The organism is Klebsiella sp. WP4-W18-ESBL-05 (assembly GCF_014169075.1).
Taxonomy (GTDB): Bacteria; Pseudomonadota; Gammaproteobacteria; order Enterobacterales; family Enterobacteriaceae; genus Kluyvera; species Kluyvera ascorbata_B.
Map to the genome: position 1 here is coordinate 4,157,435 of NZ_AP022057.1, position 13,886 is coordinate 4,171,320.

Sequence of the window (13,886 nt, forward strand, 5' to 3'; positions counted from 1 at the left end):
GTGCGTCGGTCTCTTTAAAAATTAAAACTCTTTGCGTAACCAGCTATTCAGTCGTTTGATCCACGATCCGACCGATGCCGTGACGCGCTTTTCTACTTCTGCTTCACCGCTCAGATGGGACTCTTTCCCATAGTGCAGCAGGCCCACCGCCGTTGAATAGTACGGCTCCTGGGCATAGTCTGTCAGACCGGTAATGTTCAGCGGCGCACCAATACGCACCTGCGTATGGAACACGCGCTGCGCGCAGGCGGCTAAACCTTCAATCTGCGCTGCGCCACCGGTCAACACAATCCCCGCCGCGAGGTGATGTTTAACCCCCTGCTGACGAAGCTGTTCCTGTAACTGTAAAATCTCTTCATTGACGAGGTTCAGCAGCTCGGTATAACGCGGCTCAATGACCTCTGCCAATGTCTGGCGCTGCAGACTGCGCGGCGGACGTCCGCCCACGCTCGGCACTTCAACGCTCTCATCTTTGCCCACAATCGAGCCCAGCGCGCAGCCGTGGCGCACTTTAATCGCTTCGGCGTCGCTCGGCGGCGTGCCGAATGCATAAGCGATATCGCTGGTCACCACGTTACCCGCATACGGGATCACTTTCGTGTGGCGCAGCGCGCCGCCAGTATACACGGCGATATCCATTGTACCGCCACCGATATCCACGACACAGACGCCCAGCTCACGTTCGTCTTCCGTCAATACGGAATAACTTGACGCCAGCCCGGCGAAAATCAGCTGATCGACCTTCAGCCCACAGCGCTCTACCGCTTTGACGATATTCTTCGCCATATCGTTGTGGCAGGTAATCAAATGTACCTTGGCCTGCATACGCACGCCGGACAAGCCGACCGGGTTCTTGATCCCTTCCTGGTAATCAATGGCGTATTCCTGCGGAATCACGTGCAGAACACGATGTTCATCGCGCACGCGAACCGACTTCGCCGTGTGCACCACGTTCTCAACGTCTTCCAGCGTCACCTCTTCTTCAGAGATGGGCACCATACCAATTTCATTTTGACAGCTAATGTGTTTGCCGGAAAGCGCCAGATATACAGAAGAGATCTGGCAATCCGCCATCAGCTCAGCCTGGTCGATAGCGCGCTGTACGCATTTTACTACCGATTCCAGGTCGTTAACTCCGCCTTTATCCATACCCCGGGATGGGCAACTGCCGACCCCAATGATATTAATCACTCCGTCGGGCAGAACTTCCCCTACTAAAGCGGCCACTTTTGCAGTGCCAATCTCCAGTCCAACTACCAGTTTTCTGTCCGTCGCCTTGATCATTGTTGTTCTGCCTGTGCCTGATTCTGTTGTTGATTAGTATCCGCCGCAGGAGCAGGTTCCCAGCCTACTGCCGCCCCCGAGTCATAACGCAAATCAACATAGCTAATCCGATTACCCTCTGTTTGCGCCTGCTGTTCCAGAACCGGATACAGTTCCAGGAAACGCGCCAGCCGCTTCATCGTATCGCCCCGCCCCAGATTCAGCTTGATACCGTTATCAAGCGTCAGCTGCCACGAACGGCGCGCGGTCATCGCCGCAACCTTCAACGTGAACTTCCCTTTCGCGAGCACCGCTCCCATGTCGTGATAGCCCTGCAAGACTTCGCTTGCGCTGCCTTCCGGGCCATAGAGCATAGGCAAATTCTGCTTGCTGGTGCGATCGGCCGGGACGCTGAAGGCCGTGCCTTCTGCATCTACCATGTGCTGATCATTCCAACGCGCAATTGGCACATATTCAACCAGATGAATCTTCAATTCGTCCGGCCACTGCTTTCTTACGCTTGCCTGCTTAATCCACGGCAGGCGTTCAATCTGGCCCTGAACGATATTCACGTCCTGAGTCATAAAGGTTCCCGGCGATCCCAGCGCCAGGATGGACTGACGAATATCATCGTTACGCGTGTAGTGGCGCTCGCCGGTCACCACCAGTTTTGAGATGGGCAAACGTTGCGCATCTTCCATCCAGCCCAGCACGACCCAGCCGCTCACAAACACGGTACACAGCACCGCCAGCAGGAACAGGATCCCCGCTAAACGCGTTCCATTATTGCGCCGTGAAGCGGCATACTCTTCTTCTTCACGGTTCCGCGTATTCAGCGCAGCCTGCGACATATCACCCCGCCAGGTCCAGAATTCGTACTACCAGCTGCGAGAAACTGATTCCCGCCTGTCGCGCCGCCATCGGCACCAGACTGTGGCTGGTCATCCCCGGAGACGTGTTCGCTTCCAGTAGATAATACTGCCCGTCACTGTCCTGCATGACATCAATCCGCCCCCACCCCTGGCAACCTAACACTTTCCAGGCTTTCAGCACCAGAGATTGCATTGCGGCTTCCTGGGCAGGTTCCTCACAGCCAGGGCAGAAATATTTCGTCTCATCAGAGAGATACTTCGCCTCATAATCATAGAAGGTTCCGGCTGGTTGGATGCGAACTGACGGTAAAATTTCTTCACCGAGCACCGCCACCGTAAACTCAGGCCCACTGAGCCATTTTTCTACCAGAACTTCGTCATCATGTTGAAACGCCTGCGCTAATGCCGGCGCCAGCTGCGCACTCTCGGTCACTTTCGACATGCCGACGCTGGAACCTTCGCGGCTGGGCTTGACGATCAGCGGCAACCCCAGCCCGGCGAGCTGCGTGAACACCTCATCCGACAGCCCGTTTTCAAACGCCGCGCGGTCAACGGCCACCCACGGAGCAACCGGCAGCCCGGCGCCCTGCCACAGCAATTTGCTGCGCAATTTGTCCATGGAGATAGCCGATGCCATCACCCCGCTGCCGGTATAAGGCAGCTGAAGCAGATCCAGCAGACCCTGCAGCGTGCCATCTTCCCCGCCGCGGCCGTGCAGCGCAATAAACACTTTCTGAAAACCCATGTTTTTCAACTGGGTAACATCGGTTTCTTTTGGGTCAACCGCATGAGCATCGACGCCAGCCTCACGCAGCCCCGCCAGCACCGCCGCGCCGGAATTCAGCGATACCTCGCGCTCGGCGGAGGTCCCGCCGAGAAGAACCGCGATTTTATCAGCCATGGCGCGGTTCCTCCTGAGTTTGCGGCTTCAGTTTGATTTCAGCTAAGTTACGCGCGATTTTACCAATATTTCCCGCGCCTTGAATTAGCACGAGATCATTACCCGTCAGCACAGAAGCCAGCATTTCCGCAACCTGAGCCGGATCGGAGACCAGAATCGGGTCCACTTTGCCGCGCCCGCGGATGGTACGACACAGCGAGCGGCTGTCGGCCCCCGGAATCGGCGCTTCACCCGCCGGGTAAACATCGAGCATCAGCAGCGCGTCAACCTGGGTCAATACGTGCGCGAAATCATCGTACAGGTCGCGCGTACGGGTATAACGGTGCGGCTGGAATACCATCACCAGTTTTTTATCCGGCCAGCCAGCGCGCGCGGCTTTAATCGTCGCATCCACTTCCGTCGGGTGATGACCATAGTCATCCACCAGCATGGCTGAACCTTCTTTGCCGTTGACTTCCGCCAGCGGGAATTCACCGAGGAAATCAAAGCGGCGACCGGTACCCTGGAAACTTTCCAGCGCGCGCAGAATCGCATCGTCTTCGATACCCTCTTCGGTGGCTACCGCAACCGCCGCCGCCGCATTCAGGGCGTTATGGCGCCCCGGGGCGTTGAGCGTTACACGCAGGTTGTCTTTATCCTGACGCACCAGCGTGAAGTGCCCCTGTGGGCCAATCTGCTGGTAACCTTCAACGCGCACGTCGGCGTCATCGCTGAAGCCATAGGTCGTCGTCTGACGGCCCACGCGCGGCAGCAGTTCGCGAATCACCGGGTCGTCTACGCACATCACCGCGCGGCCATAAAACGGCAGGTTGTGCAGGAAGTTAATAAACGTCTGCTTTAAATTTTCGAAGTCGCCCTGGTAGGTATCCATATGGTCGGCTTCAATATTGGTGACAATGGCCACCATCGGCTGCAAATGCAGGAACGACGCATCGCTCTCATCCGCTTCCGCAATCAGGTAACGGCTATTGCCCAGGCGCGCGTGCACGCCCGCCGCTTTCACCAGACCGCCGTTAACGAAGGTCGGGTCCAGCCCGGCTTCCGCATAAATGCTCGCTACCATTGCGGTGGTGGTGGTTTTACCGTGCGTCCCGGCAATCGCGATGCCGTGACGAAAACGCATCAGCTCCGCCAGCATCTCGGCGCGGCGAATCACCGGAATACGTGACTCACGAGCCGCCACAATCTCAGGGTTATCGGCAGAGATCGCCGTTGACACCACAACAACACTCGCATCGCGCACGTTTTCCGGGCGATGGTTGAAATAAATGGTGGCGCCCAGTTTACTCAACTGCTGGGTCACCGGGTTCGGCGCCAGGTCGGAACCGCTGATCTGATACCCTTCGTTGGCCAGTACTTCGGCAATACCGCCCATACCGGCGCCGCCGATGCCAACAAAGTGAATGTGCCGGACGCGACGCATCTCGGGCACGATAGAACGCAGTTTCGCCAGTTGTTGTGTATTCATTCTCTAAACGCCATCACTTCAAAAATTCGGGCGACGCCATTGCGCCGCGATGATTAAGCCTTTGCTGCCAGGCTGACTTCTTTTGCTACCCGCTCGGTAGCATCCGGGATAGCCGCCGCGCGCGCGCGTTCGGCCATCTCTAATAAGGTGGTGCGATCCCAGCTTGCCAGGGTCTCGGCCACCGCTTGCGCCGTGAACTGCGGCTGCTCGTAGATCTTCGCCGCGCCGGCTTTTTCCAGCGGCAGCGCATTCCAGTACTGCTGGCGGTCTTTATGCTGGAACGGGACGAAAATGGCCGGCAGACCGGCTGCCGCGATTTCGCTGACCGTCAGCGCGCCGGAACGGCACACCACCACGTCGGCCCACGCGTACGCAGCCGCCATGTCGTCAATAAATTCAGTCACTTTGTGCTGCGGCTGACCGGCATCGACGTAAGCCTGCTCAACGGTCTGCTGAGCGCCCTTGCCGCTCTGATGCCAGAGGGTGACCGCATCGCCCAGACGCTGCGCCACCTGCGGCATGGTCTGATTCAGGATGCGCGCGCCCTGAGAGCCGCCAACCACCAGAACGCGGATCGGACCCTCGCGGCCCACCAGGCGCTGCTCCGGCAGCGGCAGCGCCAGTACGTCAACGCGTACCGGGTTACCTACCACTTCGGCATCCGGGAATGCCCCAGGGAAAGCTTGCATCACTTTGCTGGCAATTTTCGCCAGCCATTTGTTCGTCAGCCCGGCAATACCGTTCTGTTCGTGCAGGACCACCGGGATGCCCAGCGACCACGCAGCCAGACCGCCTGGGCCGGATACATAGCCGCCCATGCCCAGCACCACGTCCGGCTTAAAGCGCTTCATGATAGCCCGCGCCTGGCGCCAGGCGTTGAAGATACGCATCGGCGCCAGCAGCAGGGCCTTCAGGCCTTTACCGCGCAGCCCGGAAATATGGATAAAATCAATCTCAATGCCGTGCTTCGGTACGAGGTCGGCTTCCATACGATCGGCGGTTCCCAGCCAGCGAACCTGCCAGCCCTGATCCATTAAATGGTGCGCAACCGCCAGCCCGGGGAACACGTGTCCGCCGGTACCGCCCGCCATCACCATTAGCCGCTTTGTTTGACCGCTCATCGAGAACCTCGGGTAAACGCCTGTGCTTTCTCCAGGCGAGTTTCATAATCAATTCGTAACAAGAACATAATGGCAGTCGACATAATCAGAAGACTGGAGCCGCCGTAGCTGATCAGAGGCAGCGTCAGGCCTTTCGTCGGCAGCATACCGGCCGCCGCCCCTACGTTCACCAACGCCTGGAAACTGAACCATACGCCGATTGCGCAAGCCAGGAAGCCAGAAAAACGTTGGTTAATCTCCAGCGCTTTGCGACCGATGGACATGGCGCGGAAAGCGACGAAGAATACCATTAAAAGTGCCAGTACCACACCGATATAACCCAATTCCTCGCCGATGATGGCGAAGATGAAGTCGGTGTGCGCCTCAGGCAGGTACTCCAGTTTCTGTACCGAGTTACCTAACCCCTGCCCCCACATCTCGCCACGGCCGAAGGCCATCAGGGATTGAGTCAGCTGGTAGCCGCTGCCGAACGGGTCTTCCCACGGGTTCCAGAAGGAGGTCACACGGCGAATACGATACGGTTCGGCGAGGATCAGCAGTACGACCGCGGAGATCCCCATGCCGATGATGGCGATGAACTGCCACAGCTTGGCGCCCGCCAGGAACAGCATCGCCAGGGTGGTCACAAACAGCACCACCACGGTACCCAGGTCAGGCTGCGCCAGCAGTAAAATCGCCAGTACGAAAATCACGCCCATTGGCTTTAAGAAGCCGCGCAGGTTGTTGCGCACCTCGTCAGCTTTACGCACCAGATAGTTGGCGATATAGCAGAACAGCGACAGCTTGGTCAGCTCGGCAGGCTGAATACGCAGCGGGCCAAAGGCAATCCAGCGCGATGCCCCGTTAACCGAGCTCCCCACCACCAGTACAATCAGCAGCATCCCGATAGAGGCGATCAGCATGAACGTACTGTGCTTCTGCCAGAACGACATCGGCAGTCGCAGAGTCACCAGCGCCAGCACAAACGCCAGCAGAATATAAAGGCCGTCACGCTTAGCGAACAGGAACGGGTCGTTCGCCAGACGCTGGCCCACCGGCATCGACGCCGAGGTCACCATAATGAAACCAATCGCCGCCAGGCCAAGCGTCAGCCACAGCAGCGTGCGGTCGTACATAATCAGGCTGTCGGTATCTTTCTCCCGGGAGCCCATCACCCAGCCCTTCAGCGCCGCGAACATCCAGCCGAATAGCCACGCGAACGCGCGCATACCCGGCACACGCGGCAGGCGTAGCCGCGGCAGTCTCAGGCGCGGGAGAGACAAACGCATCAACCTAACTCCCTGGCAAGACGAGCAAACACGTCGCCGCGCTGCTCAAAACTCTTAAACTGATCGAGGCTGGCGCACGCGGGCGACAGCAGCACCATATCGCCCGCTTTGACCTGCGGCGCAATCAGGCGCATTGCCTGCTCCATCGTTTCCGTCTGGGTGGCGATTTCCGGACGCAGTGCGGCCAGCTCGCCGCCGTCGCGGCCAAAGCAGAACAGACGAATATTGTCGCCGGTGAGGTAGCGCTGCAGCGGCATAAAGTCGGCCGATTTACCGTCGCCGCCCAGCAGCAGGTAAAGCGTCCCGGCAACGTGCAGGCCATTTAAGGCCGCTTCGGTACTGCCGACGTTGGTCGCTTTTGAATCGTTAATCCAGCGCACACCGTTATGATCCAGCACAATCTGGAAACGATGGGCCAGGCCGGTAAAGGTGGTCAGCGCTTTGAGGCTGGTTGCACGCGGCAGACCGGCGGCATCCGCCAGCGCCAGCGCCGCCAGGGCATTGCTGTAGTTATGCTGCCCGGTTAGCGGCATTTCTTTCACGTTGAGGACCTTTTCGCCCTTCACGCGCAGCCAGGTTTCGCCCTGCTGGCGGTTAAGGTGATAGTCGCCAACGTCAACGCCAAAGCTCACGCAGCGTTCATCGGCACCGCGCACCGGCATGGTCAGGCCATCGTCGGCATTCACCACACACACGTTGGCATGTTCATACACCCGCAGCTTCGCAGCGCGATACTGCTGCATACCCAGCGGGTAGCGGTCCATGTGATCTTCGGTCACGTTGAGAATGGTTGCCGCCACCGCGTGCAGACTGGAGGTGGTTTCCAGCTGGAAGCTGGAAAGCTCAAGCACGTACAGCTCGCGGGACGGATCGAGCAGCATCAGCGCAGGCAGGCCGATATTCCCGCCGACGCCGACGTTAACGCCCGCCGCTTTCGCCATTTCACCCACCAGCGTGGTAACGGTGCTTTTCCCGTTGGAACCGGTGATGGCAACAATCGGCGCCTGTGCTTCACGGCAAAACAGCTCGATATCGCCGACGATTTCAATCCCGGCATCCGCGGCCCGACTCAGCGCCGGATGCGCCAGCGCGATACCAGGGCTGGCGACGATCAGGTCGGCTGCCATCAGCCAGTCTTCGTTCAGACCGCCAACATAACGCTCGACCGATTCCGGCAGTTTATCCAGACCGGGCGGCGTCGCTCGGGTATCCATTACGCGCGGCGTGACGCTCTGCGCGAGGAAGAAATCCACGCAGGACAGCCCGGTCAGTCCAAGACCAATGATGACGACGTTTTTACCCTGGTAATCTGCCATGATTAACGTACCTTCAGCGTTGCCAGGCCAATCAGCACCAGCATCAGCGAAATAATCCAGAAGCGCACGATAACGCGCGGTTCCGGCCAGCCTTTGAGTTCATAGTGGTGGTGAATTGGCGCCATTCGGAAGATGCGCTGACCGCGCAGCTTGAAGGAACCGACCTGCAGAATCACCGACAGGGTTTCCACCACGAAGACGCCGCCCATGATCACCAGCAGGAACTCCTGGCGCAGCAGCACGGCAATAATGCCCAGCGCGCCGCCCAGCGCCAGTGAACCGACGTCGCCCATAAAGACCTGCGCCGGATAGGTGTTGAACCACAGGAAGCCTAAGCCCGCGCCGACGATCGCCGTACAGACGATCACCAGCTCACCCGCGTGACGCAGATAAGGGATGTGCAGATAGCTGGCAAAGTTCATGTTACCGGTCGCCCACGCCACCAGCGCAAAGCCCGCCGCCACGAACACGGTCGGCATAATCGCCAGGCCATCAAGACCGTCGGTCAGGTTGACCGCGTTGCCGGTACCCACGATGACGAAGTAGGCCAGCAGGATGTAGAACAGGCCCAGCTGCGGCATCACGTCTTTAAAGAACGGCACCACCAGCTCGGTCGCCGGCGTATCTTTACCGGCCAGGTACAGCGCAAAGGCCACGCCCAGCGCAATCACCGACATCCAGAAATATTTCCAGCGGGCGATCAGGCCCTTGGTGTCTTTACGCACCACTTTGCGGTAGTCATCGACAAAACCGATAATGCCGTAGCCGATAAGCACCGTCAGCACGCACCAAACGTACGGGTTAGACGGATAGGCCCACAGCAGTACGGAAACCGTAATCGCGGTCAGGATCATGATCCCGCCCATGGTGGGAGTACCGCGTTTGCTAAAGTGCGATTCCGGACCGTCGTTACGAACAACCTGGCCGAAGGACATTTTTTGTAAGCGGGCAATCATGCGCGGGCCCATCCACAAAGAGATGAACAGCGCGGTCAGCAGGCTGACGATGGCGCGAAACGTCAGATAGGAAAAGACGTTAAAGCCGGAATAATATTTGACCAGATGTTCGGCCAGCCACACTAACATGTCCCGTTCTCCTGTAAAGCGCGTACGACCTGTTCCATGGCGGCACTGCGTGATCCTTTCACCAGAATGGTGATCGTTTTATGTTCATTAATCAGCGATTTCAGACGCGCAACCACTGCCGATTTCTCGGTGAAGTGCTCCCCTGCCCCGCTCGCCTCGCTGATCGCCTGGCTTAATTTGCCAACGCTCAGCACGCGGTCAATACCGGCGGTTTTGGCCGCCTCGCCAACCTGGGTGTGACAGGCTTCGCTCTCAACACCCAGCTCACCCATATCGCCTACCACCAGCACGCGGTAGCCCGGCATTTCAGCCAGCACCTGCACGGCGGCCGTCATCGAACCGACGTTGGCGTTATAGGAGTCGTCCAGCAGCAGCTGGTTATCTGCCAACTGAATCGGGAACAGACGCCCCGGCACCGCTTTCAGCTGCGCCAGACCGGCTTTCACCGCGCTTAATTCTGCACCCACCGCCGTCGCCAGCGCGGTAGCCGCCAGCGCATTGGCGATATTATGCCGACCCGGCAGCGGCAGCAGGACCTCTACGCTGCCCTTCGGCGTACGCAGAGTAAATTCGGTGCCCTGAGCGGTAATACGCACGTTTTCAGCGCCAAAGTCGCTGCCCGCCGTATTTGGCGAGAAGCGCCATACGGTGCGATCGCCGATCGCCTTCTGCCAGTTAGGCCAGTCGTTGTTGTCGGCGTTGAGAATCGCAATGCCGTTTTCCGATAGGCCGGTAAAAATTTCGCCTTTGGCTTTCGCCACGCCCGCCAGTGAACCAAAGCCTTCTAAATGCGCGGCCGCCAGGTTATTGACCAGCGCCGCTTCCGGGCGGGTCAGGCTCACGGTCCAGGCGATTTCGCCCTGATGGTTAGCGCCTAACTCAATCACCGCATACTGATGCTCTGCGGTCAGGCGCAGTAGTGTCATCGGCACCCCGATGTCATTATTTAGATTGCCCGCGGTATACAGCGTGTTGCCGCACTGGCTCAAAATGGCAGCGGTCATCTCTTTGACCGAGGTTTTACCGGAGGAGCCGGTCAGCGCGACCACGCGCGCCGGTACCTGCTGGCGAACCCAGGCTGCCAGCTCACCAAACGCCTGGCGGGTATCGCTCACCACCAGTTGCGGAAGGTCGATGTCCAGCTTACGGCTGACCAGCAGCGCGCCTGCGCCGCCGTCTTTTGCCGTTTGCGCAAAATCATGCGCGTCAAAACGCTCACCCTTTAGCGCCACAAACAGGCAGCCTGCGGTTAATTTGCGGGTGTCGGTAGTAACGTCGGTAATCTGGCGATCGTCGCCATGCAGTTCGCCGCGCAGCGTGTCGGCCAACTGACTCAAGGTAACGCTAATCATGCTACGACTCCCAGCAGACGCGCTGCGGTCACGCGGTCGGAGTAATCCAGACGGCGATTACCGACAATCTGATAATCTTCATGGCCCTTGCCAGCCAGCAGCACCACGTCATTTTCTTGCGCCTGCATGATGGCGCTGGTGACCGCTTCCGCGCGGCCTTCCATCACCTTCGCATGCCCGGCATCGACCATCCCGGCCAGAATGTCGTTGATAATGGCGCGCGGCTCTTCGGTACGCGGGTTGTCATCGGTGACAACGGCAATATCGGCGAATTCTTCGGCGATAGCGCCCATCAGCGGACGCTTGCCTTTATCACGGTCACCGCCGCAGCCAAAGACGCACCACAGCGTGCCCGTACAGTGCAGACGTGCGGCCTGCAGCGCTTTTTCCAGCGCATCCGGCGTATGGGCGTAATCGACCACCACCGTCGGTTTGCCCGGCGCGCTGAACACTTCCATTCGGCCGCAGACCGGCTGTAAGCGGGCCGCGGTGTTCAACAGATCGCTGAGCGAATAGTCCAGCGCCAGCAGCGTTGCCAGCGCCAGCAGCAGGTTGCTGACGTTAAAGGCGCCCATCAGGCGGCTTTCGATCTCGCCTTCACCCCAGCTGGAGTCGAAGCGAATCGTGGCGCCGCTGTCGTGATAGTTAACGGCAGTGGCTTTCAGCCAGCGGCCGTGGCAGTTCGGGTTGATATGGTCTTCCATGGACACCGCCACCGCATCCGGCAGTCGGCCAAGCCAGCGACGGCCCACTTCGTCATCGGCGTTCACAATCGCCTGACCGCAGTGGTGAGTGGAGTAGAGCAGCCATTTCGCCGCTTCGTAGTGCTCCATATCGCCATGGTAATCCAGGTGATCGCGGCTCAGGTTGGTGAAGACCGAGGCGGCAAACTTGAGCGCCGCGACGCGGTGCTGCACCAGGCCGTGGGAAGAGACTTCCATCGCCGCCATCGTCGCGCCTTCAGCCACCAGGCCTGCGAGCACGTGCTGGACATCAACGGCAGAACCGGTGGTGTTTTCCGTCGGGATCACTTTCCCCAGCAGGCCGTTGCCTACGGTGCCCATCACCGCGCTGGTTTCGCCCAGCAGTTGGCACCACTGCGCAATCAGCTGCGTGGTGGTGGTTTTGCCGTTAGTGCCGGTCACGCCAACCAGATGCAGGCGTTCGGACGGCTCATGGTAAAAACGCCCGGCCAGCGCCGACAGACGTTCGTTTAACTGACTGAGGTAAATAACCGGCACGCCGTGAACTTCACGAATTTCACCGTCGGTCGCTTCATCTTTTGCCTCGGCGACAATGGCAGCAACACCTTGCGCAATTGCCTGCGGGATATAACGACGCCCGTCCGCCTGATGACCTACTACTGCCACGAACAGATCGCCCGATGCAGCCACACGGCTGTCGAGCGTCATCTCTCGCAGTGCTCGCTCCGGTGCATTCGGCACCCACGGAGCAAGAAGGTCGCGCAAATTACGATCTGCCACCTGAACCCTCGCCTTGATTTGTCACAAATTCACTCTTATCGCCCGTTGCCAGCGCATCCGGTTCAATGTTCATCGTGCGCAGTACGCCGCCCATGATGGCACCAAACACCGGCGCGGAAACGGCGCCACCGTAGTATTTACCCGCCTGCGGATCGTTGATGACCACCACCAGCGCAAAGCGCGGCTGGCTGGCTGGCGCAACGCCCGCGGTGTAAGCAATGTATTTGTTGATGTAGCGCCCGTCCGGGCCGACCTTTTTCGCCGTACCGGTTTTAATCGCAATACGGTAGCCTTTGATCGCCGCCTTCACGCCGCCGCCGCCGGGCAGCGCCACGCTTTCCATCATGTGCACCACGGTGCGGACGATAGACTCCGGGAAGACGCGTTCGCCGGGTACCGGCGGGTCAACTTTGGTTATCGACAGCGGGCGATAAATGCCATAGCTGCCAATCGTTGCGTAGACTCGCGCTAACTGTAACGGCGTTACCATTAGCCCGTAGCCGAAAGAGAAGGTGGCCCTCTCTATGTCAGACCACCGTTGTTTTTGAGGATATAAGCCACTGCGTTCTCCGACCAACCCCAAATTGGTCGCTTTTCCCAGCCCAAAACGTGAGTAAGTCTCTACTAACGCTGAGGACGGCATCGCTAACGCCAGCTTGGAAACACCGACGTTACTCGACTTCTGTAGTACCCCGGTCAGGGTCAATTCGCTGTAGCGCGCCACGTCTTTGATTTCGTGGCCGTTAATTCGGTAGGGAATGGTATTCAGCACGGTATTTTCGCGCACCACGCCGCGTTGTAGCGCGGTCATCACCACCATCGGTTTCACCGTCGAACCCGGTTCAAACACGTCGGTGATCGCCCGGTTACGCATGGTGTCTTTGGCCGTGCCGGTAAAGTTGTTCGGGTTGTAGGACGGGCTGTTGGCCATCGCCAGCACTTCACCGGTGCTTACGTCGACCAGCACGGCGCTGCCGGATTCCGCTTTGTTAAACGCCACGGCGTTGTTCAGTTCACGGTAGACCAGCGCCTGCAGACGTTCATCAATGCTCAGCGCCAGGTTGTGCGCCGCCTGGCTGTCGGTGGAGGAGATATCTTCAATCACCCGGCCATAGCGGTCCTTACGCACGATGCGCTCGCCCGGCTGGCCGGTTAACCACTTGTCGAAGCTTTTCTCAACCCCTTCAATCCCCTGGCTGTCAACGTTAGTAAAGCCAATAAGGTGAGCAGTCACTTCCCCTGACGGGTAGTAACGACGGGACTCTTCGCGCAGATAAATCCCCGGCAGCTTAAGTTTTTTGATGTAGTCAGCCATATCAGGGTTAACCTGACGGGCCAGGTAGATAAAACGCATGCGCGGGTTGGTGTTAATGCGGTTTGCCAGCTGATCGAGCGGCATGTTCAGCGCATCGGCCAGCGCCTTCCAGCGGTTGTTGAGCACCACGCCGCCCGCATCGTGCAGCTCTTTCGGGTCGGCCCAGATGGCTTTCACCGGCACGCTCACCGCCAGCGGACGGCCAGAGCGATCGGTAATCATCCCGCGCGAAGTTGACACCTGCTGAACGCGTAAGGAACGCATGTCGCCTTCGCGTACCAGCTTATCAGGCGCAATAATTTGCAACCAGGCCGCGCGCCCGAGCAGAAACGCGAGCGCCATAAAAATACAGCCGCAGAGCAACGCAAAACGCCAACTGATAAAGTTGGCCTGTTCTTCCTGACGTTTTGGCTTAAGCGTTTTTGCCGCCGGTTTCATGCG

At 58.9% G+C, this 13,886-nt stretch carries 11 protein-coding genes; all 11 read right to left on the reverse strand.

Translation table 11 applies throughout. The features are described 5' to 3' along the window. Window positions 1–21: 21 nt before the first annotated feature. The 11 genes from ftsA to H7R58_RS20030 are packed head-to-tail and all read right to left on the reverse strand — an operon-like array spanning window position 22 to window position 13,883. Complete coding sequence (gene ftsA, locus H7R58_RS19980) at window positions 22–1,284, reverse strand: cell division protein FtsA (RefSeq protein WP_035893041.1); 1,263 nt, start codon at window positions 1,282–1,284, stop codon at window positions 22–24. Beyond that, window positions 1,281–2,114 (reverse strand): cell division protein FtsQ, encoded by an 834-nt coding sequence (ftsQ, locus tag H7R58_RS19985; RefSeq protein WP_106925412.1) that lies wholly within the window; start codon window positions 2,112–2,114, stop codon window positions 1,281–1,283. Before ftsQ ends, ftsA begins: the two co-directional genes overlap by 4 nt. Before the next feature lies 1 nt (window position 2,115). Further along, a complete protein-coding gene (locus H7R58_RS19990) occupies window positions 2,116–3,036 on the reverse strand; it encodes a D-alanine--D-alanine ligase (protein WP_182929465.1) in 921 nt (306 codons plus the stop codon). Beyond that, complete coding sequence (murC, locus tag H7R58_RS19995; RefSeq protein ID WP_106925408.1) at window positions 3,029–4,504, reverse strand: UDP-N-acetylmuramate--L-alanine ligase; 1,476 nt, start codon at window positions 4,502–4,504, stop codon at window positions 3,029–3,031. The genes H7R58_RS19990 and murC overlap by 8 nt, the downstream gene beginning before the upstream one ends. 53 nt (window positions 4,505–4,557) lie before the next feature. After that, window positions 4,558–5,625, reverse strand: a complete 1,068-nt coding sequence (gene murG / locus H7R58_RS20000; RefSeq protein WP_106925406.1) for an undecaprenyldiphospho-muramoylpentapeptide beta-N-acetylglucosaminyltransferase — start codon at window positions 5,623–5,625, stop codon at window positions 4,558–4,560. Further along, on the reverse strand, window positions 5,622–6,893 hold the full coding sequence (gene ftsW / locus H7R58_RS20005) for a cell division protein FtsW (RefSeq protein ID WP_106925404.1): 1,272 nt from the start codon (window positions 6,891–6,893) through the stop codon (window positions 5,622–5,624). The genes murG and ftsW overlap by 4 nt, the downstream gene beginning before the upstream one ends. Next, window positions 6,893–8,209, reverse strand: a complete 1,317-nt coding sequence (gene murD / locus H7R58_RS20010; RefSeq protein ID WP_106925402.1) for a UDP-N-acetylmuramoyl-L-alanine--D-glutamate ligase — start codon at window positions 8,207–8,209, stop codon at window positions 6,893–6,895. Before murD ends, ftsW begins: the two co-directional genes overlap by 1 nt. A 2-nt stretch (window positions 8,210–8,211) precedes the next feature. Continuing rightward, window positions 8,212–9,294 carry a phospho-N-acetylmuramoyl-pentapeptide-transferase gene (mraY, locus tag H7R58_RS20015; protein ID WP_106925400.1) on the reverse strand — a complete coding sequence of 361 codons (1,083 nt, stop codon included), beginning with the start codon at window positions 9,292–9,294 and terminating at the stop codon, window positions 8,212–8,214. Next, window positions 9,288–10,646, reverse strand: a complete 1,359-nt coding sequence (gene murF, locus H7R58_RS20020) for a UDP-N-acetylmuramoyl-tripeptide--D-alanyl-D-alanine ligase (protein WP_182929466.1) — start codon at window positions 10,644–10,646, stop codon at window positions 9,288–9,290. The genes mraY and murF overlap by 7 nt, the downstream gene beginning before the upstream one ends. Next, the gene (gene murE / locus H7R58_RS20025) at window positions 10,643–12,130 is read right to left on the reverse strand and encodes a UDP-N-acetylmuramoyl-L-alanyl-D-glutamate--2,6-diaminopimelate ligase (protein ID WP_182929467.1); all 1,488 of its coding nucleotides are present in this window, start codon (window positions 12,128–12,130) and stop codon (window positions 10,643–10,645) included. Before murE ends, murF begins: the two co-directional genes overlap by 4 nt. Then, complete coding sequence (locus H7R58_RS20030; RefSeq protein WP_106925394.1) at window positions 12,117–13,883, reverse strand: peptidoglycan glycosyltransferase FtsI; 1,767 nt, start codon at window positions 13,881–13,883, stop codon at window positions 12,117–12,119. Before H7R58_RS20030 ends, murE begins: the two co-directional genes overlap by 14 nt. Window positions 13,884–13,886 lie beyond the last annotated feature (3 nt).